Origin of the sequence: Pseudomonas sp. USHLN015 (genome assembly GCF_037153275.1) — a bacterium.
Lineage (GTDB): Bacteria > Pseudomonadota > Gammaproteobacteria > Pseudomonadales > Pseudomonadaceae > Metapseudomonas > Metapseudomonas tohonis.
In genome coordinates, this window is the sequence record NZ_JBBCKP010000006.1 from 274,981 (window position 1) to 297,102 (window position 22,122).

The 22,122-nt window shown below is 69.3% G+C and carries 21 protein-coding genes; 4 read left to right on the forward strand and 17 right to left on the reverse strand.

The features are described from left to right. Positions 1 to 2: 2 nt before the first annotated feature. The 6 genes from WFQ67_RS14400 to WFQ67_RS14425 all read right to left on the reverse strand — a co-directional run bounded on the left by WFQ67_RS14400 (position 3) and on the right by WFQ67_RS14425 (position 6,142). Complete coding sequence (locus WFQ67_RS14400) at positions 3 to 377, reverse strand: hypothetical protein (RefSeq protein WP_337057268.1); 375 nt, start codon at positions 375 to 377, stop codon at positions 3 to 5. A gap of 9 nt (positions 378 to 386) precedes the next feature. After that, complete coding sequence (locus WFQ67_RS14405) at positions 387 to 1,523, reverse strand: PAS domain-containing protein (RefSeq protein WP_337057270.1); 1,137 nt, start codon at positions 1,521 to 1,523, stop codon at positions 387 to 389. A 267-nt stretch (positions 1,524 to 1,790) separates the two neighbouring features. Next, entirely contained in the window at positions 1,791 to 2,897 is a 1,107-nt protein-coding gene (locus WFQ67_RS14410; protein ID WP_337057271.1) for a dihydrolipoamide acetyltransferase family protein, read from the reverse strand. An 18-nt stretch (positions 2,898 to 2,915) separates the two neighbouring features. Continuing rightward, positions 2,916 to 3,914 (reverse strand): alpha-ketoacid dehydrogenase subunit beta, encoded by a 999-nt coding sequence (locus WFQ67_RS14415; RefSeq protein WP_213626189.1) that lies wholly within the window; start codon positions 3,912 to 3,914, stop codon positions 2,916 to 2,918. After that, the gene (gene pdhA / locus WFQ67_RS14420) at positions 3,907 to 5,001 is read right to left on the reverse strand and encodes a pyruvate dehydrogenase (acetyl-transferring) E1 component subunit alpha (RefSeq protein WP_337057272.1); all 1,095 of its coding nucleotides are present in this window, start codon (positions 4,999 to 5,001) and stop codon (positions 3,907 to 3,909) included. The genes WFQ67_RS14415 and pdhA overlap by 8 nt, the downstream gene beginning before the upstream one ends. 121 nt (positions 5,002 to 5,122) lie before the next feature. Beyond that, complete coding sequence (locus WFQ67_RS14425) at positions 5,123 to 6,142, reverse strand: Leu/Phe/Val dehydrogenase (RefSeq protein WP_173172706.1); 1,020 nt, start codon at positions 6,140 to 6,142, stop codon at positions 5,123 to 5,125. Positions 6,143 to 6,265: 123 nt separating this feature from the next. On the opposite strand from WFQ67_RS14425, the gene WFQ67_RS14430 reads away from it, so the two are divergent. Then, a complete protein-coding gene (locus tag WFQ67_RS14430) occupies positions 6,266 to 7,075 on the forward strand; it encodes a SirB1 family protein (protein ID WP_337057273.1) in 810 nt (269 codons plus the stop codon). Between the two features lie 199 nt (positions 7,076 to 7,274). On the opposite strand, the gene WFQ67_RS14435 is transcribed toward WFQ67_RS14430, so the two are convergent. From WFQ67_RS14435 to WFQ67_RS14445, 3 genes are all read right to left on the reverse strand, one after another. After that, complete coding sequence (locus WFQ67_RS14435) at positions 7,275 to 9,824, reverse strand: LuxR C-terminal-related transcriptional regulator (RefSeq protein ID WP_337057275.1); 2,550 nt, start codon at positions 9,822 to 9,824, stop codon at positions 7,275 to 7,277. A gap of 186 nt (positions 9,825 to 10,010) precedes the next feature. Further along, positions 10,011 to 11,378, reverse strand: a complete 1,368-nt coding sequence (locus tag WFQ67_RS14440; RefSeq protein WP_337057276.1) for a DUF1329 domain-containing protein — start codon at positions 11,376 to 11,378, stop codon at positions 10,011 to 10,013. Between the two features lie 19 nt (positions 11,379 to 11,397). After that, positions 11,398 to 13,191: a DUF1302 domain-containing protein gene (locus WFQ67_RS14445; protein ID WP_337057277.1), complete on the reverse strand. Its 1,794-nt coding sequence runs from the start codon at positions 13,189 to 13,191 to the stop codon at positions 11,398 to 11,400. A gap of 293 nt (positions 13,192 to 13,484) precedes the next feature. Between WFQ67_RS14445 and WFQ67_RS14450 the strand changes: the two genes are divergently transcribed. From WFQ67_RS14450 to WFQ67_RS14460, 3 genes are all read left to right on the forward strand, one after another. Then, positions 13,485 to 14,216: a helix-turn-helix domain-containing protein gene (locus WFQ67_RS14450; protein ID WP_337057369.1), complete on the forward strand. Its 732-nt coding sequence runs from the start codon at positions 13,485 to 13,487 to the stop codon at positions 14,214 to 14,216. Between the two features lie 127 nt (positions 14,217 to 14,343). Then, a complete protein-coding gene (locus WFQ67_RS14455) occupies positions 14,344 to 15,750 on the forward strand; it encodes an NAD(P)/FAD-dependent oxidoreductase (RefSeq protein ID WP_337057278.1) in 1,407 nt (468 codons plus the stop codon). Between the two features lie 56 nt (positions 15,751 to 15,806). After that, a complete protein-coding gene (locus WFQ67_RS14460; protein ID WP_213626196.1) occupies positions 15,807 to 16,151 on the forward strand; it encodes a cupin domain-containing protein in 345 nt (114 codons plus the stop codon). 216 nt (positions 16,152 to 16,367) lie between these two features. Here the strand turns inward: WFQ67_RS14460 and WFQ67_RS14465 are convergent, their stop codons facing one another. From WFQ67_RS14465 to WFQ67_RS14500, 8 genes are all read right to left on the reverse strand, one after another. Beyond that, positions 16,368 to 17,138, reverse strand: a complete 771-nt coding sequence (locus WFQ67_RS14465) for a crotonase/enoyl-CoA hydratase family protein (RefSeq protein WP_337057279.1) — start codon at positions 17,136 to 17,138, stop codon at positions 16,368 to 16,370. 122 nt (positions 17,139 to 17,260) lie between these two features. Next, a complete protein-coding gene (locus tag WFQ67_RS14470) occupies positions 17,261 to 18,172 on the reverse strand; it encodes an SDR family oxidoreductase (protein ID WP_213626198.1) in 912 nt (303 codons plus the stop codon). Between the two features lie 121 nt (positions 18,173 to 18,293). Further along, complete coding sequence (locus WFQ67_RS14475; protein WP_213626199.1) at positions 18,294 to 18,545, reverse strand: hypothetical protein; 252 nt, start codon at positions 18,543 to 18,545, stop codon at positions 18,294 to 18,296. Positions 18,546 to 18,679: 134 nt separating this feature from the next. Beyond that, a complete protein-coding gene (locus WFQ67_RS14480; RefSeq protein WP_213626200.1) occupies positions 18,680 to 19,210 on the reverse strand; it encodes a DUF1569 domain-containing protein in 531 nt (176 codons plus the stop codon). Next, positions 19,207 to 20,091, reverse strand: a complete 885-nt coding sequence (locus WFQ67_RS14485) for an alpha/beta fold hydrolase (RefSeq protein WP_213626201.1) — start codon at positions 20,089 to 20,091, stop codon at positions 19,207 to 19,209. Before WFQ67_RS14485 ends, WFQ67_RS14480 begins: the two co-directional genes overlap by 4 nt. Then, a complete protein-coding gene (locus WFQ67_RS14490; protein WP_213630678.1) occupies positions 20,091 to 20,855 on the reverse strand; it encodes a class II aldolase/adducin family protein in 765 nt (254 codons plus the stop codon). Before WFQ67_RS14490 ends, WFQ67_RS14485 begins: the two co-directional genes overlap by 1 nt. A gap of 119 nt (positions 20,856 to 20,974) precedes the next feature. After that, positions 20,975 to 21,661 (reverse strand): LrgB family protein, encoded by a 687-nt coding sequence (locus tag WFQ67_RS14495; protein WP_213626202.1) that lies wholly within the window; start codon positions 21,659 to 21,661, stop codon positions 20,975 to 20,977. Continuing rightward, positions 21,651 to 22,031, reverse strand: coding sequence for a CidA/LrgA family protein (locus WFQ67_RS14500; protein ID WP_263151137.1), 381 nt, complete (start codon positions 22,029 to 22,031; stop codon positions 21,651 to 21,653). The genes WFQ67_RS14495 and WFQ67_RS14500 overlap by 11 nt, the downstream gene beginning before the upstream one ends. Between the last annotated feature and the right edge of the window lie 91 nt (positions 22,032 to 22,122).

The window sequence follows — 22,122 nt, forward strand, 5'->3', positions numbered from 1 at the left end:
GCCTAGGCCGCTCCCTTGCAGCTGCGCGCGTGGGCCAGGGCGTCGTCCATGTCGATGAAGCAGCGCAACGGCCCGGGGTCGGCATCGACCAATGCGAGGAAGGCAGCGATCCCGGGATTCAGGCCGACCAGCAGGCAGTTCGCGCCGAGCAGGCGGCACACGTCGGCCACCTTGCGCACTTCCTTGAACTCGTGGTGGTCGAGCAGCGTGACCGCCGAGAAATCCAGCACCACGGCATGCTGGCGCCCCGAGAGCAGGCGTTGCGACAGCACCTGCGTGAAGCGCTGCATGCCCTCGTCGCCCAGGTCCGGGCGCATGCTGACGACGATGCAATCGGCGACGTCGGCGATGCCCAGGTCGTTGCTTTCCAGCTCCATGACCGCCTCCTAGAGCGCGGACCCGACTCGCTTGAGGGCGATCTCGAAGGCGTCGCGCAGGGTGGCGGTGGTGCGGATGTCGCCCACCGAGACGCCCAGCTCCACCATGGTCCGGGCGATGGCCGGGGAGACCCCGGAGATGATCGCCTCGCAGCCCATGAACTGGGTGGCCTTGGTGATCTTGATCAGCTGGTTGGCGACGCCGGTGTCCACCGTGGCGACGCCGGCGATGTCCAGCACGAAGACCCGGGCACGGGTCTCGGCGATCTTGGTCAGCGACTTGTTCATGACATCGGCGGTGCGCATGGAGTCGATGATGCCCACCAGCGGCAGGAGGAGGATGCCGTCCCAGATGGGGGTGACCGGGGTGGACATCTCCTGCAGCGACTTGTGCAGCTCCTCGCGCACCCGGGCGGCTTCCTCGGCCTCCTCCATCGCCTGCTTGAGGCGGCGGTTCTGCTCGACCTGGGCGGTGATGTCGGTGGCGAACTTGACGATCTTGCAGGGCTTGCGATCCAGGTCCAGCACCGGGTTGTAGGAGCCCTGGATCCAGACCTCGTGCCCGTCCTTGGCCACCCGGCAGAACTCGCCAGCCAGGTATTCGCCGCGCCGCAGGGTGTCCCAGAAGGCGCGGTAGTCCGCCGACTGGGCGTAGTCCGGGTCCACCAGGAGGCGGTGGTGCTGGCCCTTCAGTTCCTCCAGCTGGTAGCCCACGATCTCCAGGAAGCGCGGGTTGGCGTCGAGGATGGTGCCGTCCAGGGCGAACTCCACCTTGCCCATGACCCGGCTGAGAGCGTCGATCTGGCCTTCGAAGTTGGCGGCGAGCTGCTTCTGCTCGGTCAGGTCGATGGCGTATTCGACAATGCGCTGGGTGCGGCCCTCGGCATCGCGCAGCGGGCAACAGCCGCCACGCAGCCAGACGTCCCGCCCCTGGCTGTCGCGGTAGTGGAGCTCCCCTTCCCAGGCCTGGCCGTTGCGCAGGTTTTCCCAGAGCGCCTCGTAGGCGGCGGTGGTGCCCTCTTCCGGTGGCAGCAGGATGCGATGGTGCTGACCTTGCAGGTCGCCCAGGTCGTACCCCGTGATACGGAGGAAGTGTGGATTGGCGTCCAGTATCCGCCCGTCCGGGGAGACCTCCAGACGGGTCATCACCTGATCGACGGCGCCCAACTGGGCCTGAGCAAAGGCAAAAGCAGAAGCAGAGTCGAACTGATCAGAGGAAGCTTGAACGTCCATGGTCTCTCCGAAAGGAAGAGGTGTTGACTCAGGGCTACAGGAGTTATAGCCCAGCGGCAGCGATTGCGAGGGGGCAGCGCCGACCGCCCGACCGGCGCTTCGCCGGGGGTGATGGATCAGGCCCTGGATCGGGGCGCGCGGTGCTCGGTCGCCCCGTCCCTGGGGCGCGAGGGGTCAGGGTCAGGGTTGCTCCAGCGCCACCACCAGCGCCTTGAGGAAGCGCGCGGCCTCGCCACCGGTGACGGCGCGGTGGTCGAAGGTCAGCGACAGCGGCAGGATCGGGTGCACCGCCGGCTTGCCCTCCCAGGCCACCACTTCGTCGCGGATGCCACCCGCACCGATGATCGCCACCTGGGGCGGCACCACCACGGGGTTGGCGTAGCGGCCGAACAGGGTGCCGAAGTTGGACAGGGTGATAGTCGCGCCCATCATTTCCTGCGGCGGGATGGAGCGCGCCTGGACGTCCGCGCGCAGCCGCGCCATGCCGGCCTTGAGGTCTTCGGCGCTGCGCCCGCCGACATCCCGCAGCACCGGGACGAACAGGCCGTCGGGGGTGTCGACGGCGATGCCGAGGTCGAGCTTGTCGTGCCGGCGGATGGACAGCACGCGACCGTCGAACCAGCTGTTGAGGATGGGCTCCACCTCGCAGGCGGCGGCGATGGCCTTGCCGAGGCGGATCAACGGGTCGCGCGCCAGCGCCCAGCGGTGCAGGTCGGCGTCGCCGTAGATCGTCACCGGCACCACTTCGGCGTGGGAGCGGGCCATGTTGATCGCCATGCTGCGGCGCACCCCGCGCAGGCGTTCGCCACCGAAGCGGTCGCGGGCGCTCTGCGCGGCGGCCTCGACATCGGCCCGGGTGACCAGGCCTTGCGCGCCGCTGCCCTGCAAACCGGCCAGCTCGACGCCCAGCCGTTGCGCCAGCTGGCGCACCGCCGGGGTGGCGCGGGGGGCGAGGTGTTCGCGGGTGGAGGGGGCGGCGCCGACGAAGAAGGCATCGGCCCGGGCATCGCCACCGCCCTCCAGGCGGCCGACCACGGTCCCGGCGTCGCTGTCCTCGCCTTCGTAGGCCAGCAGCGGCTCGCCAACGTGGAGGATGTCGCCCTCGCGGCCGAACAGCTTGGCCACCACGCCGTCCTGGGGCGCGGGGATGTCCACCAGGGCCTTGGCGGTCTCCACCGAGACCACCAACTGGTCGGCGTGCACGCTGTCGCCGGCCTTGATGTGCCACTCGACGATCTCGGCCTCCTGCAGGCCTTCGCCGAGGTCGGGCAGTTTGAAATGCTTCATGGTCGTCTCCTCGGCTCGTCAGGCGTAGTCCAGCACCAGTTCACAGGCCGCGAGGATGTCCTCGGGGCTGGGGATGTAGAGCTGCTCCAGGCGGTAAAGGGGCGGCGGGATGTCCGGCGCGGTGACGCGCTGGATCGGCGCCTGCAGATCGAGCAATGCCCGTTCGTAGAGACTGGCGGCGATCTCCGCGCCCACCCCGCAGGAGCGCGGTGCCTCGTGCACGATCACGCAGCGCCCGGTCTTGCGCACCGAGGCTTCGAGGGTGTCGAGGTCCAGGGGCTTGATGCAGGCGACATCGATCACCTCGGCGCTGATGCCCTGCTCCTCCAGGCGCTGGGCGGCCTGCAGGGTCTCGTGGACGCTGGCGCCCCAGCTGACGAGGGTGATGTCGCTGCCCTCGCGCAGGGTGAAGCAGCTGTCCAGTGGCAGGCGCTGGCCGTCGTCCACCAGGGGTTGCGGGTTCATCCGGTACAGCCGCGTGGGTTCGAGGAAGACCACCGGGTCCGGGTCGTCGATGGCCGCCAGCAGCAGGCCGTAGGCGCGGGCCGGCGATGAGGGGATGACCACGCGCACGCCGGGGATCTGGGCGAAGATCGCCTCGGTGCTCTCGCTGTGGTGCTCCGGCGCGCGGATGCCGGCGCCCATGGGGCTGCGCAGCACCATGGAGCAGCCGAGGCGGCCCCGGGTGCGGTTGCGCATGCGGCTGGCGTGGGACACCAGGTGCTCCATGGCGGCGTAGATGAAGCCGAGGAACTGGATCTCCATCACCGGCTTCAGGCCCTGGGCGGCCATGCCGACGCAGAGCCCGGCGATCATGGTTTCCGCCAGCGGCGTGTCGATCACCCGCTTGAAGCCGAAGGCCTCGCGCAGGCCGAGGGTGGCACGGAACACGCCGCCGTTGACGCCGACGTCCTCGCCCAGCACGACGACGTTCTCGTCCTCTTGCATGGCGCGATGCAGGGCCAGGTTGACGGCCTCCAGCAGGGCGCGCCTTTCCAGGGTCACGGGCTTATTCATGGCGGTTCACCTCGCGGCGGGCGGCACGCTCCAGGAGCATTTCGCGCTGCTCGGACAGGGGTGCCGGCCAACTGGCATAGACATGGTCGATGACGGACTCCACCGGCTGGGTGCCGGCCGACTCGAAGCGTTCCACCGCCGCCTGGACTTCCTTCTGGCACTCGGCGATCAGCGCCTGCTCGCGGCCCTCGTCCCACACCGCATTGGCGGCGAGGTAGGCCTGCAGGCGCTTGATGGGTTCCTCCTGCCAGGCCTTCTTCACCTCGTCGGCGCTGCGGTAGCGGGTGGCGTCGTCGGCGGTGGTGTGGTCGCCCAGGCGGTAGCTGATGCATTCCAGCAGCAACGGGCCCTTGCCGTGGCGGGCCCGGTCCAGCGCCGCACGCATGCGGTCGTAGACGGCGAGCATGTCGTTGCCATCCACCTGCTCGCCGGGGAAGCCGGCGCCGATGGCCTTCTGCGCCAGGGTGGCGGCGCCGCACTGGATGCTGCGCGGCACCGAGATGGCCCACTGGTTGTTGTTGACCACGAAGACCATGGGCAGCTGCCAGGCACCGGCGACGTTGAGGGCTTCGAGGAAGTCGCCCTTGCTGGTTGCGCCGTCGCCGCAGGTGGTGACGGCGACACGGTGCTGGCCACGGATCTTGAACGCGGTGGCCACCCCGCAGGCATGCAGGGCCTGGGTGGCGATGGGCACGCAGAGCGGGAAGTCCTGCGCCACGGCCGGATCGGCATAGGCGCTGCCGCGTTCGTCGCCGCCCCAGTAGAGGAGGATTTCCTCCATGCGCACGCCGCGCATGAGCTGCACGGCGGTGTCGCGGTAGTAGGGCACCAGCACGTCCTCCTCGCGCATCAGGCTGCCGATGGCGACGCCGATCGCCTCCTGGCCGAGGGTCGGCGCGTAGGTGCCGATGCGGCCGGTGCGCTGCAGGGCCACGGCCTTCTGGTCGAACAGGCGGGTCAGGACCATCTGCCGATAGAGCCGGGTGAGCAGGTCGAGGTCGTCGGCCCAGGCGGGCAGCTCGCCGAGCAGGCGCCCCTCGGGGTCCAGGTGGCGCGTGTAGGGGATGTCGATCCGTGGGTTGTGCATGTCACTCCTCCTCACCTCGTGGGTGCTTCAAGGGTGGCGGCGTTCGTGGCGCCGCATGGGGGACGGCGGGCCGGATCACGGCCCTGGTCCCGGCTCCCGCGACGGGCGCGGGAGGCCCTGCTCAACGGTAGAGCAGGCGCTCCGCCAGGGCATCGGCGACGCGCGCGGGTGAGCGCTTGTCGGCCTGGGCGTGGGCGTAGATTTCGGTCAGGCGCTGACCGATGCGCGACAGGTGCGCGGTGATGGCGGGCAGCTCGTCACCCTTGTGCCTGAGGGCGACGTAGATGAGCCCGCCGGAATTGATCACGTAGTCGGGGGCGTAGAGGATGCCGCGGGCCTCCAGCCCGTCGGCGCTGTCGGCGCTGGCCAACTGGTTGTTCGCCGCTCCCGCCACCGCCGCGCAACGCAGCTGGGGGATGGTCTGCGGGTTGAGCACGCCACCCAGGCCACAGGGTGCGAGGATGTCGCAGGGCGTGGTGAGCAGCGCTTCGCTGGCCACCGGCTGGGCGCCTAACTGCTCCACCGCCAGTTGCACGCGGCCGGGGTCGAGGTCGCTGACCAGCAGCTCGGCGCCGGCCGCCACCAGTTGCTCGGCCAGGGCGAAGCCGACGTTGCCGAGCCCCTGGATGGCCACGCGCAGGCCTTCGAGGTCGTCGCTGCCGAGGCGCGCCCGGGCGCTGGCGCGGATGCCGGCGAACACGCCCATGGCGGTGTGCGGCGAGGGGTCGCCGGCGGAGCTGGTGCTGGTGACGTGGCGGGTCTGTTGGGCGATGCAATCCATGTCGGCGCTGGAGGTGCCGCTGTCCACCGCGGTGATGTAGCGCCCGCCCAGGGACTCGATCATGCGGCCGAAGGCTTCGAACAGCGCGGCGCGGTTATCCACATGGGCGGGGCGCATGATCACCGCCTTGCCACCGCCCTGCTCGAGGCCGGCGAGCGCGGCCTTGTAGCTCATGCCCTGGGCGAGGCGGATGGCGTCACGGATGGCGCTTTCTTCATTGGGGTAGGCCAGGTATCGGCAGCCACCCAGCGCCGGGCCGAGCCGGGTGTCGTGGATGGCGATGACGGCGCGGAGCCCGGTGACCGGGTCCTGGGCGAGGTGCAGCGCTTCGAGCCGCGCGGCCTCCATCATGCTGAACATGGCGAGCCCCTTGCTGACTTTAGGAGCCAGTATAGGCGTCAGCCGCCGCAGCGGGTCGCCGCCCGCCCACTGGACGAAAATCCAGGGGCCGGCTACAAACCTGAGGCGAACTGGAGATGTCTCATGACCCCCCGCCAACACTGCCTCGCCTGCCTTGAAGCCGACCCGCCCGCGACCCTGGAAGCGGCGTTCTGGATCGCCGCCGAGCATGACCCGGCGGTGAACCCGGCAACGCTGATGCGCGATGTCGCCGGCCTCGCCCAGCAGGTGGCCGCCGGCCTGCCGCAACTCCCGGCGATGGAGCTGGCGCAACCGCTGTTGCGCCGCCTGAGCGAGCTGGACTTCAACGAGGACGACGACCAGCCGCTGCGCCCCCGTGCCGCGCTGCTGGACCAGGTGTTGCTGCGCCACCGCGGGCAGCCGTTGTCCCTCGCCCTGCTGGCCCTGGAGCTGGCCCGGCGCCTGGACGTGCCGCTGGTGGGGGTGAACTTCCCCGGGCACTTCCTGTTGCGCGTGCCCGGTGCCGATCACCTGCTCGATCCCTGCGGCGGCCGCCGCCTCTACACCCGCGACTGCCGCGAGCTGCTGCTGCGTACCCTGGGCCCCAAGGCCGAACTCCAGGCCGGCCACCTGCAACCCTGCGACGCCCGCGAGCAGCTGCAACGGCTGTCACGCAACCTGCGCCAGCTGCACCTGCAGGCCGAGAAGCCGCTGGAAGCCTTGAAAGACGCCGAGCGGGTGCTGGAACTGGGCGTTGCCAACCTGGTGGACCACCTGGCCCGCGCCGATATCTACAAGCAGCTGGAGTGCCCCCAGGCCGAACGCTTCGACCTGCAACGCGCCCTGCTGCTCTGCGAAGACCCGGCCCAGCGCCTGCTGCTGACCCAGCGCCTGGAACAGCTGGGGCACGAGGCGACGCCGGCCTTGCATTGACGGCGGGCTGTCGCTTCGGGGTGATGGGTTTCGCTTCGCTCTACCCATCCTACGAACTGCATGCCGCTTGGCGACTGAAGTCGCCCCTACAGAAAGCAGCGGTGGGCTGAAGCCCACCCTACGCCCCCCTACTCCACCCTGTGCGCTGAGTAGGATGGGTAGAGCCCCATCTCCCTTCTCCAACGACCACGCGGCCGGGCTACATCAAGCCCATTGCCTTGGCGTGGGCAACCGCCTGGGTACGGCGCTTGACGCCGAGCTTGCCGTTGATGCGCCGGGCATGGGTCTTGACGGTGTGCAGGGAGATGAACAGGCGCTCGGCGATTTCCTGGTTGGAGCTGCCCTGGGCGATCAGCCCGAGCACTTCCAGCTCGCGCTGGCTCAACGGGCCACCGGCGAGGCTGTCGTCGGGCGCCTCGCCCGGGTCCATGTCCAGCGCCTTGAGCATGGCCGGCTGGCGCAACTGCAGCTCGCGCAGGGGCTGTTGCAGGTTGAACTGTTCGGCCAGGGTCAGGCCGTCGCGCAGGGTGGCGGCGGCCTGGGCCAGGTCGCCACCGAGGTATTCCGCCTCGGCCAGGGCCAGGTGGATTTCCACTTCCAGGGCGTGCATGCCGTTCTCCCGGGCCTTGTGCAACTGGCCCAGCAGGCGCTGGCGGGCGTTGAAGGCCTCGCCTTCGTAGAGCTCGGCCAGGGCCAGCTGCCACTCGATGCGCGGGATCAGGTCGAGGGTCGCCGGCGGTGGCTGCACCGCGTTCTCGCCACGGAAGTGCCGCAGCACCCGCAGCAGCGCGTGGCGGGCCTGGCCGGCACGGCCCTGCATCAGCAGCAGGCTGCTGCTGACCTGCAGGAGCACGGCACGGTAGACCCGCTCGGGGATGTGGCGCATCTGCATCAGCCGCTCGGCTTCGCGCAGGCGGTCGAAGGCGCGGTCGAACTCGCGGCGGTTGGCGTCCAGCGTGGCCAGGCCGAGGTAGCCGAACAGGGCACGGTAATCGCCGCAGTTGCGCGCTTCCTGCAGCCCGTACTGGTAGTGCTTGCGGGCCTCCTCGTCACGCCCCTGGCGCAGGGCCAGGCGCCCGCGACGCAAGGCCAGGCGGCCGAGCAGCGGGCTGGCGTTGCGGCCCTGCCCCATGAGGAATTCCTGGGCGCGTTCGAGTACCGCGTCGGCGCGCAGCAGGGCGCCGCGATGCTCCAGCAGCTGCGAGTGGTCCAGTTCGAGGAAGGCCTCCAGCAGCAGGCTGCCGTGGCTGCGCGCCAGCAGCAGGGCTTCGCGGCTCAGTTCCTGGGCGGCGTCCAGGTCGCCGGCCAGCAATGCCTGCTGGGTGAGGCCGGAATAGCAGATCAGCTTCTGCTCCCAGGCGTCGTCGCCCAGGGTCGCCAACGCCTCGGTCAGGTGCAGGCGCGCGCCGGGGCCGTCGCCCTGCAGGTGGGCGAGCAGGCCGTACTGGGCCTGCCAATAGGCCACCAGCTCGCGCTGCCGCTCGGCATCGGGCTGGGGCAGGAAGCGGCCCTGTTCGGCGATGCACTGGGCGGCCTCGTCGAGCTTGCCGGAGAACAGCAGCGCACCGGCCAAGAGGCGCAGGGAATGCGGGGAGACCAGCAGCAGCCCCTCCTCCACTTCCTTGTGCAGGCGCAGCAGCAGGGCGACGTTGCGCCCCTGGAACAGGTGCTGGACGCCGAAGTGCTGCAGCAGGCTCACGGCGGCTTCGGGCTGTTCGGCTTCCAGCGCATGCTCGGCGGCGGCCTGCCAGTCGCCTTCGGCGGCGAACCACTGGCAGGCGCGCAGGTGCCAGCCGCGCCCGGAGTGGGCGTCGCGGTTGCGCATCTGCATGGCCAGCGGGGCGAAGATGCGGAACCAGCCGGGGGCGTCGCCCAGGGGCTCGACGAAGCTGCCCAGGGCGTCGAGGTCGCGCAGCAGGCGGGCGCCTTCGCCGGGGCCGAAGAGGTGTTCGCACAGGGCGGCATTGAAGCGCGGCAGGTGCGCGAGGGCGAGCCAGGCCTCGGCCTGCTCGGGGCCGAGGCCGGCGAAGAGTTCGTGGTCGAGGTAGGCGGCCAGGGTGGCGGAATGGCCGCCGCGCTGCAGCGGGTCGGCGAAGCCCCAGTCCACCGGTTCCAGCAGCGCCATGCGCACCCCGGCGCACCAGCCGCCGGTGCTTTCCAGCAGGCGCGCCGGTGCATCGTTGGGCCAGCCGTGGCGCGACGGCTCCAGCAGCCGGGCCAGTTCCTCGGCCTCCAGCGCCAGGGCGGCGGCGTCCAGCTCCAGCAGCTCGCCGTCGATCAGGAGGCGCGGCAGGTTGCAGGCCGGGCGCCGCCGGCCGCTGATCCACCAGCGCAGCGCCGGGCTGCTGGTGGTCAGCAGGCGGTCGAGGCAGGCATCGAGTTCGGGGTTGGGCTGGCGGCAATAGTCGTCGAGGATGATCCAGCCGGGCGTCGTCCACTGGGCCAGGGCGCGCTGCACGCTGGTCTCGTCCGACTCCTCCAGCCCCATGACCGCCGCGAGGCCGGCACACAAGCCCGCCGGCGAGAGGGCCACGCCTCCGAGCGGCAACCAGTGCACCGAATGATCGGCTGGGCAGCGCTGCACGCATTCCATCAGCAACACGCTCTTGCCACTGCCGGCGGGGGCGCAGAGCAGGCGCAGGCGCGCCGAGGAGGCGACCAGGGCGTCGCACAGGCGCGGCCGCGGGACATGCAGCGCAGGCAGGCGCGGCAGGTAGGCGTGGGAATCGAAACGGGTCATGGCGGACATGCGGCACGCCTCAGTTGTTCTTGTTCGGGCTGCTCGGGGCGCCAGCCTAGGCCTCTGCGGCGCGCACCTTGAAGGATCATTCAGGGCACTGATCCACGCTCATAAAAAAGGCGGCCAAAGGCCGCCTCGCAAGGGAGCGTCACGACAACAAGATAGGAACACGCACATCCCTGTGCGTGTGGGGCATCAGCGCACGCCGGCGTTGCGCAGGGCGGCCGGGGTGTAGTCGGCGGCCTTGCCGACGAAGCCGAATTCGAAGCTGTGCTTCTCTTCGTTCTTCATGCCCAGGGCCAGGTAGCGGCCGGCGATGATGTCGTACAGGGCTTCCAGGGTGTAGGCCGGCACCTGCTGGTTGTAATAGAACTGGGCGTGCCCCTCGGCGACGCGCCACAGCTGGCCACGGCCGTCGTAATGGTCGACCAGGGCGACCTGCCAGCTGTCTTCGTCGATGTACATGTGGCGCTTGGCGTAGATGTGGCGCTCGCCGCTCTTCACGGTGGCGACCACTTCCCAGACGCGATGCAGCTCGTAGCGGGTCAGGTCCTGGTTGATATGGCCGGCCTTGATCACGTCGTCGTACTTGAGCGAGGGCGAGTCCAGCTTGTAGCTGTTGTAGGGGATGTACATCTCCTTCTTGCCCACCAGCTTCCAGTCGTAGCGATCCGGGGCGCCGGAGAACATGTCGAAGTTGTCGGAGGTGCGCAGGCCGTCGGAGGCGGTGCCCGGGCCGTCGTAGGCGACCTGGGGCGCACGGCGCACGCGGCGCTGGCCGGCGTTGTAGATCCACGCCAGGCGCGGTTCCTTCACCTGGTCCAGGGTCTCGTGCACCAGAAGGACGTTACCGGCCAGGCGCGACGGCGCGGTCACCTGCTGCTTGAAGAACAGCAGCACGTTCTCGCCCTTGCCTGCCGGCAGGTCCGGCATCTCCTGGGGCACGGCCACTTCTTCCTCGAAGCGGATCGGCGTGTAGGAGCCGTTCACCTGGGGCGTGGCCTGGGTGATGATCCGGCGCAGGTTGCCGCCACGGTAGCGGGTGATGTGGTTCCAGATCACTTCCACGCCGTTCTTCGGGATCGGGAAGGCGTAGTAGCGGCTGTCGGCGAAGTTGGCCAGGCCGTTGCCGTCGTTGATCGGCTGCACGGTGACGGCGCTTTTCTTCGCCGCCTCGTTGACCGCGGCGGGTACGGCGACGGTGCGGTGGGTCGGGTAGACCGGGATCTTGTAGGTCTCGGGGTAGCGCTTGAACATCGCCACCTGGCCGTCGGACAGCTTGTCCTTGTACTGGTCGAGGTTGGCGGCGGTGATGGTGAACAGCGGTTTCTCGCTGGCGAAGGGGTCGGCGAGGAAGCCCTTGGCGTCCACCGCGCCGGCGTCCCTGCCGATGCCACCGGTCCACTCGGGAATGCTGCCGTCGGCGTTGCCGGCCTTCTCCGCACCCAGCGGGGTGAGGCTGGTGCCGAGCTTGGCCGCTTCATCGGCGGACACGGCGGCCATCACATTGGCGGCGAGCAGGCTGAGGACCAGGGCGGTGCTGTGCAGGATCGTCTTACGCATAGTCATGTTCTCTGTTCACTCAGAAGTTCATGCCGAAGCTGAGGGCGAGGAAGTCGCGGTCGACCAGGGTGTTGTACTTGCCACCGAAGAAGTCCGTGTAGCTGAGGCTGGCGGTGTAGGTGTTCTGGTAGTCGGCATCGACACCGATGCTGAGCGCCTTGGCACCCTCGTTGAACAGGCCGTTGGGGCCGTAGCCGTCGACGTCATGGGACCAGGCCACGTTCGGCTTCAGGTTGATGCCGGCGATGACGTTGCTGTAGTCGAGGATGGCGCGGGTGCGGTAGCCCCAGGAGGTGCTGGTGACGAAGCCGTGGGTGTCGCCGCCGAAGCCGTAGGCGCCATACACCGAGTCGCGGCCGTAGCGCAGCTCGCGGGCGTTCTCCAGGCCGCCGACGTGCACCACGCCGACCTCGCCCACCAGGGTCAGGCGCTCGGCACCCAGGACCTGGTCGATGAAGTGGGTCAGGGTGGTCTGGGCCTGGGTGATTTCCTTGCGCTTGTAGCCGGTGTTGTCGGCGCCCGGCGCAGTGGCGATGGGCGACGCGGTGCCGCCGGCGATCGGGTTGACCAGGGCCAGGGTCACGTCGTTGGTGTTGAGCTGGATCGGCGCGTTCGGGCGGTAGCTGATCTCGCCGCTCCAGGCCGTGCCGGTGGGCAGGGTGGTGGAGAAGCTCAGGCCGTAGAGCTGGATGTCCTCGGGGTATTCCAGGTAGTAGCGGCCATTGCCCAGCATGGTGCTCTGCGCCAGGCCCGCACCGGAGCCGGGGACGATGCCGTTGGCGGTGCCGATGATGCCGGGCAACGCGGCGAGGGTCGCGGCGCCAGCCGTCTTGGTGCCCACGAACGGCGTGCGGCTGTGGTAGTTCATGAAGTACAGGCCGTACTCGGTCTCGTCGCCCAGCCAGCGCAGGGCCGCGCCGAACTGGCCGCTGTCACGGGCGTCGCGGTCGCCGGCCCGGGGCAGGATCACGCCCTCGGAGGTGACGTCGAAGCCCTGGCCGAAGGCGGCGGCGATGGGTTGCAGCGGGGCGATGGCCGGGGAGCCCACGGTGTAGCCGGTTTCGCAGCCGTCGGCAGCCACGTCGCCACCGAAGAAGGTGCCGCAGTTGTCCAGGACGGTCTGGTCCCATTCCAGTTGGTAGAAGGCCTCGACGCTGAGCTGGTCGGTCAGGGTCTGGGACAGGTAGAACATGTTGACCGGGATCAGGCCCTCCTTGATCTCCGCGCCGGGGCGGCGGAAGGCGGAGACGTCGACCGGGTTGATCGAGTTGATGCTGTTGCCGATGAAGGTGCTCTCGCCCCAGCTCACCACCTGCTTGCCCACGCGCACGTTACCCGGCAGGTCGGCGATGCTGTAGTTGTGGTAGACGAAGGCGTCGAGCAGTTGGGCGCCGGCGGATTTGGAGCCTTCCTTGCGGTTGTGGTCGCTGATGTCCTTGAACTGGCGGTTCTCGTCCTTCAGCTCGAAGTCGTACCAGTACTTGCCACGGACGAAGACGCCGGTGTCGCCGTACTTCAGCTCCAGGTCGTGGATGCCCTTGAAGATCTTCGAGAAGGTCTCGCCCTTCTTGAAGTTGAGGCGGCCATCGTCACCGGTGGACGACTGGCCCTTGCCGCCGTTCACGGTGCTGACCAGATCCGGGTCGGCGCCGCGCATGGACCAGCTGGCACCCACCGACAGCGAGGAGTCGAACTGCCCTTCGATCTCGCCGATGTTGAAGTTGACGGCGTGGGCCTGGGTGGCAAATCCCATGGCTACGGCGGCGGCCAGCGCGTGCGGCCGGAAAACTGCGCGCATTGTTGTTTTTGTCATGCGGCTTTCCTGGTTGGTGAAGGAGGAGCACACCCTAACCAGTCACCCGCACAGGCGATAAGCGCACCAAGGAGGGATTCATCCTGTAGCTCGAAAGAGTGAATCCACGCTCTGGAACACTCCTTGCCGGCCCATTATCCGGCGGCGCTATGGCGCACCATCGAGAGCATGGATGGAACTTCGGTCTCCCCCTACCCTCGCGGCCAGCGCTTTGGCATCCTGAGCCACTTGCCGATTCCCGAACGACCATGACCGAGCACGATCACGAAACCGCCGCCACCCGCGAAGTGGTGATGCGTTACCACCTCAGCTGGAAGGACCGCGACATCGATGCGGTGCTGGCGCTCTATCACCCCAACGTGGAATACAACGACTACTTCCAGAACCGCTGCCTGCACCTGGCGGAGCTCGGCGACTATGTGCGCGCCACCATGCCCAGCGGGCCGGACGAGTTCCTGGTGCACAGCGACCGCATCCGTGTCGACGGCGACACCGCGTTCATCCAGTACAGCCTGCGCCTGGGCCATAGCGGTACCTTTCGTACCAGCGAGGCCATTACCGTGCGTGACGGCCTGATCTGGCGGATCAACGAATACGCCCTGCTGATCCAGGCCAAGGCCGAGCCCGGCGACCGCGTGCAACGCCCCGCTGCCAGCCGCCTGGGGCTCTCGGCCCGCCAACTGAGCCTGCTGGCGCGGGACCTGGAGGACTACTTCCAGCACAGCCAGCCCTACCTCGACCCGGCGCTGGACCTGCACCAGGTGGCCGCCGCCACCGGCTATACGCGCAACCAGATCTCCTACCTGCTCAACCAGATGCTCGGCCAGAGCTTCTACCAGTACGTCAACCAGGCACGCCTGCAGCATCTGCTGGCGCAGCTGGAGCAGGGGCCGGCCTCGCCGCGCATCGACGAGATGGCCTTCGCCGCCGGGTTCAACTCGCTGTCGGCCTTCTACCGTTGCTTCCGCCAGCACACGGGGCTGTCGCCGAAGGCCTACCTCAAGCAGCTGCGCGAGGACGGCTAGGCGCCGCTCGCCGCACCGTGCGCCATTCGCCTGCGCATCGAGTCCCGGCGTGCACGCACGCACGACAACGCCCGCGCCAGCTTCTAGTCTTGCCGCCATCCGAACCTTTCCAACTGGGAGCCCCGCTATGCCGGCCTGGCAATCGATCAGCCTGTGGATGGACCAGCTCGACGAGCCGCTCACCCCACGCCCCGCCCTGGGCGGCAGCCTGGAGGTGGATGTCGCCATCATCGGCGCCGGCTACACCGGCCTGTGGACCGCCTACTACCTCAAGCGCCAGGCCCCCGAGCTGCGCATCGCCATCCTCGAGGCCGAGATCGCCGGCTTCGGCGCCAGCGGGCGCAACGGCGGCTGGCTGATGGGCAACCTGCTGGGCGAGGACCGCGCCCTGGCCAAGCTCTCCCGCGAGGAGCGCCGCGCGTCCTTCGACCTGCTCCACGGCATCCCCGACGAAGTGGCCGAGGTGCTGCAGCGCGAAGGCATCGACTGCGACTACCGCAAGGGCGGCGTGCTCTATTGCGCAGCCCGCTACCCCGAGCAGGAAGTGCGCCTGCGCCAGCAACTGCGCGACCTGCACGCCGAAGGCCTGGGCGAGGACGACTACCGCTGGCTGACGCCGCCCGAACTGGGCCGGCAGATCCGCGTGGCCGGCGCCCTGGGCGGCATCTTCACGCCCCATTGCGCCACCATCCAGCCGGCACGCCTGGTGCGCGGCCTGGCCCGCACCGTCGAGCGCATGGGCGTGCAACTGTTCGAGCAGAGCCGCGTCACCGACTGGCAGCCCGGGCGCATCACCACCCTGCAGGGCGAGGTGAAGGCCCACTGGGTGGTGCCCGCCATCGAAGGCTATGCCGCCGCCCTGCCCCCCCTCGGTCGCTACCAGTTGCCGGTGCAGAGCCTGCTGGTGGGCACCGAGCCGTTGCCGGAATCCACCTGGGCCGAGATCGGCCTGGAACAGGGCCAGGCCTTCAGCGAGAACAGCCGGCAGGTGACCTACGGCCAGCGCACCGCCGACAACCGCCTGGTCTTCGGCGCCCGTGGCGGCTACCGCTTCGGCGGCAAGCTTCGGGAGAACTTCCAGCTCGACGACGACGAGATCGCCCTGCGCCGCTACCTGTTCGGCGAACTGTTCCCGATGCTGCGCAACGTGCGCCTGACCCACAGCTGGGGCGGCAACCTGGGCATGGCGCGGCGCTTCCAGCCGCACATGCTGGTGGACCGCGCCAGCGGCATCGCCCTCTCCGGCGGCTACGGCGGCGAAGGCGTGGGGGCGACCAACCTCGGCGGTCGCACCCTGGCCGACCTGATCCTCGGCCGCGAGACCCAACTCACCCGCCAGCCCTGGGTGCTGGGCGACGGGCCGCTGACGCGCCTGTCCGCCTGGGAACCGGAGCCCTGCCGCTGGCTCGGCTACAACGCCATCATCCGCAGCTTCGTCCACGAGGACCGGGTGCTGGCCAACCCCCAGAGCGCCCCCTGGCGCCGCGCCCTGGCCAGCCGCCTGGCCGGGTTCATGGAAAGCCTGATGCGCTGAGCCCGGCAATGCCGGCCCCCGCGCACCGAAACGACCACCAGACTGGAAGCCCTTGCATGAAAGCCACCCTGCTGAAGAACACCCACGACCTGCAACTCTCCGCACCGGCGCCGGTACCCGTGCCGGTCGGCGAGCCCGTGCCGCACACCCGCGTGCACTCGGTGGAGCGCACCGACGGCGTGGAAACCGGCGTCTGGGAATGCAGCCCCGGCCAGTTCCGCCGGCAGATCCTCGAGCAGGAGTTCTGCCACTTCACCCACGGCAGCTGCACCTTCACCCCGGACGGCGGCGAGCCCATCGAGATCAAGGCCGGCGACGCCCTGCTGCTGCCCGCCAACAGCCTGGGCATCTGGGACGTGAAGGAAACCCTGCGCAAGACCTACGTGATCATCAGCCGCTGAGCCTGGCGGCGTGGCCCGGGAGTGCTGCGCGCTCCCGGGCGAATGAATTCGCCCCGACAGGGGAAGCGCCGTGGCAGATGCCAGGCGTAGAGTGGGCAGGTCGCTCTTTACCTCCACCAAGCGAATGCCATCGGTCACACCGAGCCTGCCAATTCGCGGTTGAAACCGCTCCCACGGACGGTGTTCAGCGAACGGATCCGTGCCCACAACCCGCCGTCAGGAAAACTGCCCGTGGCGCCCCTTGCCGCCGCTGAACGCCTGGGCGCCAGCGCGGGTTTCGCCGCTGTGGATAACCGCGAGGCCGCCTTCGAACTCATTGGCGATGGCCGCCTCGAACGGCAGTTGCCACTGGGCATAGGCGCTGGCGCGGTCGGCGAGCATGCAGCGCTGCGGGAAGGCGGCGATCTCCAGGGCCAGCCGCTGCGCCGCCTCCCGTGCCGAGCCAGGCGGCACCACGCGGTTGGCCAGGCCCATGGCGAGCGCTTCATCGGCCAGGACCGGGCGACCGGTGAGGATCAGATCCAGCGCCCGCCCCTGGCCGACGATGCGCGGCAGGCGCACGGTGCCGCCGTCGATCAGCGGCACGCCGAAGCGCCGGCAGAACACGCCGAGCACCGCGTCCTCGGCCACCACCCGCATGTCCGCCAGCAGCGCCAGCTCCAGGCCGCCGGCCACGGCATGGCCCTCGATGGCCGCGATCAGCGGCTTGGCCAGCTGCATGCGGCTCGGCCCCATGGGCCCGTCGCCGTCCGCTTCAAGGCGGTTGCGCCGCTCGCCGTCCTCGGCCACCGCGCCCAGGTCCGCGCCGGCGCAGAAGGTGCCGCCCGCACCGGTGAGCACCGCCACACGCGCCTCGTCGTCCGCCTCGAAGGCACGCAGGGCATCGGCCAGCGCCTCGGCGGTGGGGCGGTCGACGGCGTTGCGCACCTGGGGGCGGTCGATGGTCAGGGTGGTGACGGGGCCGTTCTTCTCGACTCGGATGCTCATCGGGACTCCTCGGGTTGGAACGCGGGCATGAAAAAGGCCGGCAAGGTTGCCGGCCTTCAACATAGTGCGTCCCCCGGGAGATGTTCAGCCCGCTGGCGGAACTCCCAAGGAGTCTGGCGGGATCAACCCACGTATTTCTGCAGGTTGGCCATCATTTCCTTCAGCGCCTCGACGTTGTCAGCCGGGTGGGCGGCGCCTTCGAAGTCGCAGATCTGCTTCCAGCTGGCAGCCACGTCTTCGACGCTGAAGCCCTGGCGCGGGTCGAAGCCGGCGCCCAGGCTGCGTTCCCAGCGCACCTTGCCGATCCAGCCGCCGCCCACTTCGAACAGGCCGGAGGTTTCCTGGCACTGCTCGCTGCCGAGGTAGACCACCAGCGGGCTGACCAGCTCGGGCTTGAGCTGCTCGAACACCTGCGGCGGGATCAGGCCTTCGGTCATGCGGGTGCCGCCGGTGGGGGCGATGGCGTTGACCAGGATGTTGTTCTTGCGGCCCTCGATTGCCAGGGTGCGGGTCAGGCCGTAGAGGCCGAGCTTGGCCATGCCGTAGTTGGACTGGCCGAAGTTGCCGTAGATGCCGGAGGTGGACGAGGTGAAGATCACCCGGCCGAAGCCCTGCTCGCGCAGGTGCGGCCAGGCGGCGCGGGTCACCTTGTAGGCGCCTTCGACGTGGACCTTGTAGACCAGGTCCCAGTCGGCGTCGTCCATCTTGTGGAAGGTCTTGTCGCGCAGGATGCCGGCGTTGTTCACCACCACGTCGATGCGGCCGAAGCTGTCGAGGGCGGTCTGCACGATCTTGTCGCCGTCGGTGACCGAGTCATGGTTGGCCACGGCGGTGCCACCCGCTTCGCGGATCTCGGCCACCACGCGGTCGGCGGCGGAGGCATTGGCGCCTTCTCCGTGGGTGCTGCCGCCCAGGTCGTTCACCACCACCTTGGCGCCGTGCCTGGCGAACAGCAGCGCATGGGCGCGGCCAAGACCGCCACCGGCGCCGGTGACTATGACCACTTTGTCTTCGAAACGGATCGACTCGCTCATGCAATGGACTCCAGGGCAGTTTTTGGTATCGGCCGAGTTTCCTGCAGCCCGGCCCCGCCCCACAAGGAAGGCAGCGGGCATGAATGGTGGCTGATAACGCCAGGGGATGACTCCGGGGCCGTCACTCGAAGGGCATGAAGATCCGCCCCCGCGGCCGCAGCTTGAACAGCCACCAGCCATGAAAGGTGCAAAGCAGCGTCAGCGCCAGGCAGGACACGAACGCGCCCGCCGCCGCCCACCAGATGCGCGGGCTGCTCTCGTGGTAGCAGCCGTAGAACACCAGGCCGATGCTGCCGAGCAGCAGAAGCAGCGCGAGGGGCCGCCCAGGGCCCTGGACGAAGGGGTGCAGCAACACCAGCAGCCTGTACAGCATGTCGATCTCCAGACGCCGGGCACGGGCCCGGCGAAACGTCGTTGAATGGAGTCGCGATGCTAGGAAACCCGGCCAGCCGCGGCTGCCGGGGGATTCCGACAGGGGCTGACGGATGCCTCGGATAATCGACCGCCCTACGCCGGTCGGATCAGGCTCAGGTGGTCGTAGAGGTGCATCACATGGGCCCGGGCGTAGTCCGCAGGGTCCAGCGCGCCATAGGCGAAGTGGTCCTTGAGCTCGCCCCGGTAGCTGGCGAAATCGGCGAAGGCCCGTTGCAGCCGGGCCAGCGCCTGGGCCTGGGATGCGGGCTGGTCGAGGGGCCGGGCCCCCGGAATCGCCTCGTCCAGCGCGTGGCGCATGGCGCCGCGTGTCGCGAACACGCCGAAGGCCAGGGGCCCGACGCTGCCCCGGAACCAGGCCGGCTTGAGTTCGGGGTAGCCGCTCATGGAGTACTCGATGCTCTGCGCGCAGTGGTTGAACACCTCGGCCGGGCTCCAGCCGCGAACGCTCACCAGCGCCCTGTCGGCCAGGCCCGCCAATACCCGCTGGGCGTCGGCCAGGTCGGTGGCGCCGGGCTGCGGTCCGCGGGGCAGCGCCCAGAAGCCGGCTCCGACACCGGCCACGCCGGCGGCGGCGGTCAGTTTCAGCAGTTGCCGGCGCTTCACGAACGCACCTCCAGCCCCTGGCGGAAGGCCAGGTAGTGCTCCAGCACCGCTTCGGGTGCCTCGGTCTGCGGGTAGTGGCCGATGCCGTCGAGCAGCACGGTGTCCGGTTGCGGGATCAGCTCGCGGTAACGCGCCACCATGTGCGCCCCGGAGATCGGGTCCACCGCGCCGTCGATCACCCGCAGCGGCAGACCGCCCTTCTGCATGGCGGCCACCCAGCGGTCGCGCTGCTCGCGCCGTTCGGGGATGTAGCGGATCAGCCGGTGCATGACGCGCGGCCCCTGCTGCTGGGCGATCAGGCTCCAGAAGTCGTCGAGCTCCGCCTCCGAAGGCTGGGTCGCGGGGCCGAACACCTTGCCGAAGTTGGCCCCCAGCTTGGCGCGGGAGAACCCCCGGCCGATCAGCGGCCCCAGGGGGCTGAGCAAGAGCTTCTGCACCAGCACCGGGCGGTGCGTCTCGGGGAACAGGCCGCCGTTGAGGAACACGCAACTGCCGAGCACGCAGCGCCCCTCGTGGTGCCGCGCCACCAGCTCCTGGGCGACGCTGTCGCCATAGTCGTGGGCCAGCAGGTGCACCGGCCCGGTGATGCCCAGGTGGCGCAGCAGCGCCAGTTGCAGGTCGGCCTGCTCCAGCAGCCGGTAGTCGTGGCCACGGGGCTTGTCGGAGTCGCCGAAGCCGAGCATGTCGCAGGCGATCACCCGGTAGCGCTCGGCCAGCGGCCCCCAGATGTAGTGCCAGTCCCAGGAGGCCGTGGGGAAGCCATGGATCAGCAGCAGCGGTTCGCCCTGCCCGGCCTCCCAGTAGCGGATGCGGTGGCGGTGGAACAGCAGGTCGCGTCCCTGGGCGCGCCAGTCGCCCAGGGGGATGCCCGGCAGGGCCATCAGTCGCGGTACCCGGGGTTCTGCAGGTCCAGCTTGCGCAGCAACGCCGGCCAGGGCAGCGCGCCGCCCATGCCGGAGGAGGTCTTCATCACGCCGGCGATCATCGCCCGGGCGCCGTCGAGGATCTGCTGCGGGATGTGGATGAGCTCGGCGCCGCCACTCTGGGCCATCACCTGGATCTCGCAGGCGCGCTGCAGGGTGAACATGCCGAGGAAGGCGTCGGCGATGCTGCCGAAGGCGGTGAGCAGGCCGTGGTTGGGCAGGATCAGGAAGTTGGCGTTGCCCAGGTCGGCCTGCAGGCGGGCCTTCTCCTCGTGGTTCAGCGCCACGCCTTCGTACTGGTGGTAGGCCAGGCTGGCGAGCACGAACAGCGACTGCTGGGACAGGGGCAGCAGGCCCTGCTTCTGTGCCGATACGGCGATGCCGGCGGGGGTGTGGATGTGCAGCACGCAGGCGGCGTCGTGGCGCACCTCGTGCACGGCGCTGTGGATGGTGTAGCCGGCCGGGTTGATGTCGTAGGGGCTGTCCATCAGCTTGTTGCCGGCCAGGTCTACCTTCACCAGGCTGGAGGCGGTGATCTCGTGGAACATCAGCCCGTAGGGGTTGATCAGGAAGTCCTCGGTGCCCGGCACCTTGGCGGAGATGTGGGTGAAGATCAGGTCGTCCCAGCCGTACAGGGCGATGAGCCGGTAGCAGGCGGCGAGGTCGACGCGGGTCTGCCACTCGGCGGCGGAGACCTGGTCCTTGACGGAGTTCGGGTGCAGGGGTTGGGCAGCGGTCACGGCGATCACCTCGGTTCTTGTTGTGTGCGATGACCCAGGAGTCTAGCGAGGGTGCGGCGATCCGATAGTCGCCTTGGCAGCCAACCGAATGACCGCAGGAGTCAGAGCAGCCACGCCACCACAGGCGCGGCGAAGAGGTTGAGCAGGCCCATCAGCACCATCACCAGGCCGGCCACGGTGCCCTCCTCGCGGCCCACCTCCTGGGCCCGGCTGACGCCCGCGCCGTGGGCGCCGACGCCCAGCAGCGCACCCCGCGCCAGCGCGCTGCGCAGGGGCAGCCAGCGGATCAGCAGGCTGCCGGCCAGGGCGCCGAAGACGCCGGTGATCATCACGAACACCGCGGTGAGTTCCGGCACGCCACCCAGCCCCTGGGCCAGCGGCATGGCGAAGGGCGTGGTGATCGAGCGCGGCACCAGCGACAGGCTCACCGAGCTCTCCAGGGCCAGCGCGTGGGCCAGCCACCAGGAACTGGCGATGGCGACGCTGCTGCCCATGAGCATGCCCAGGGACAACGCCGGCCAGTGCCGCGCCAGCAGGGCGCGCTGCTGCCAGATGGGCACGGCGAAGGCCACGGTGGCCGGGCCGAGCAGCAGCATCAGCCAGTGGGTGGCGCCGGAATACTCGGCGTAGCCGGTGTGCAGCGGCACCGCCAGGGCGAGCAGCAACGCCGGCACCAGGATCAGCGGCGACAGCAGATAGCGCCCGCTGCGCCGGTACAGCCAACGGCTGAGCAGGTAGCCGCCCAGGGTCAGCGCCAGCCAGAACCAGGACATGGGCTCAATGTTCACGGCTGTCGCTCCAGCGGCAGACGAATTCGACGGTCAGCGCGGTGGCGAGCATCACCAGCAGGGTGCTGACGCCTATCACCAGGAGGATGCGCCAGCCCTCGCTGCGCAGCAGGGCGCCGTAGTCCAGCAGGCTCATCAGGGCGGGGATGAAGAACAGCAGCATCTCCGCCATCAGCAGGCCGGCGCCCAGTTGCAGCGCGGCAGGCTGCACCCGGCCGCTGGCGAAGGCGGCGAGCAAGAGGCCGAGGCCGATCACCCCGCCCGGAATCGGCCAGGCGAGCCAGGCGGCGATCTGGCAACCGAGGACGTAGAGGCCGATGAGCACGGCGAGCTGCAGGCAAAGGCGGGAAAGGTGCACGAGACGAGGCATGGCGGGCGACTCCGGGACTGGTCACCAGCTTAGGGCGGCGCCTATCATCCCAAAAGCGAATTGTTCGACTTGCAGCCATTCGAAACTGGAA

What these genes read in the sequence shown, in the direction of transcription:
- WFQ67_RS14400 (WP_337057268.1), bottom strand. Translation starts at nt 377, where the DNA reads ATGGAGCTGGAAAGCAACGACCTGGGCATCGCCGACGTCGCCGATTGC.
- WFQ67_RS14405 (WP_337057270.1), bottom strand. Translation starts at nt 1,523, where the DNA reads ATGACCCGTCTGGAGGTCTCCCCGGACGGGCGGATACTGGACGCCAAT.
- WFQ67_RS14410 (WP_337057271.1), bottom strand. Translation starts at nt 2,897, where the DNA reads ATGAAGCATTTCAAACTGCCCGACCTCGGCGAAGGCCTGCAGGAGGCC.
- WFQ67_RS14415 (WP_213626189.1), bottom strand. Translation starts at nt 3,914, where the DNA reads ATGAATAAGCCCGTGACCCTGGAAAGGCGCGCCCTGCTGGAGGCCGTC.
- pdhA (WP_337057272.1), bottom strand. Translation starts at nt 5,001, where the DNA reads ATGCACAACCCACGGATCGACATCCCCTACACGCGCCACCTGGACCCC.
- WFQ67_RS14425 (WP_173172706.1), bottom strand. Translation starts at nt 6,142, where the DNA reads ATGTTCAGCATGATGGAGGCCGCGCGGCTCGAAGCGCTGCACCTCGCC.
- WFQ67_RS14430 (WP_337057273.1), top strand. Translation starts at nt 6,266, where the DNA reads ATGACCCCCCGCCAACACTGCCTCGCCTGCCTTGAAGCCGACCCGCCC.
- WFQ67_RS14435 (WP_337057275.1), bottom strand. Translation starts at nt 9,824, where the DNA reads ATGTCCGCCATGACCCGTTTCGATTCCCACGCCTACCTGCCGCGCCTG.
- WFQ67_RS14440 (WP_337057276.1), bottom strand. Translation starts at nt 11,378, where the DNA reads ATGCGTAAGACGATCCTGCACAGCACCGCCCTGGTCCTCAGCCTGCTC.
- WFQ67_RS14445 (WP_337057277.1), bottom strand. Translation starts at nt 13,191, where the DNA reads ATGACAAAAACAACAATGCGCGCAGTTTTCCGGCCGCACGCGCTGGCC.
- WFQ67_RS14450 (WP_337057369.1), top strand. Translation starts at nt 13,485, where the DNA reads ATGCGTTACCACCTCAGCTGGAAGGACCGCGACATCGATGCGGTGCTG.
- WFQ67_RS14455 (WP_337057278.1), top strand. Translation starts at nt 14,344, where the DNA reads ATGCCGGCCTGGCAATCGATCAGCCTGTGGATGGACCAGCTCGACGAG.
- WFQ67_RS14460 (WP_213626196.1), top strand. Translation starts at nt 15,807, where the DNA reads ATGAAAGCCACCCTGCTGAAGAACACCCACGACCTGCAACTCTCCGCA.
- WFQ67_RS14465 (WP_337057279.1), bottom strand. Translation starts at nt 17,138, where the DNA reads ATGAGCATCCGAGTCGAGAAGAACGGCCCCGTCACCACCCTGACCATC.
- WFQ67_RS14470 (WP_213626198.1), bottom strand. Translation starts at nt 18,172, where the DNA reads ATGAGCGAGTCGATCCGTTTCGAAGACAAAGTGGTCATAGTCACCGGC.
- WFQ67_RS14475 (WP_213626199.1), bottom strand. Translation starts at nt 18,545, where the DNA reads ATGCTGTACAGGCTGCTGGTGTTGCTGCACCCCTTCGTCCAGGGCCCT.
- WFQ67_RS14485 (WP_213626201.1), bottom strand. Translation starts at nt 20,091, where the DNA reads ATGGCCCTGCCGGGCATCCCCCTGGGCGACTGGCGCGCCCAGGGACGC.
- WFQ67_RS14500 (WP_263151137.1), bottom strand. Translation starts at nt 22,031, where the DNA reads ATGCCTCGTCTCGTGCACCTTTCCCGCCTTTGCCTGCAGCTCGCCGTG.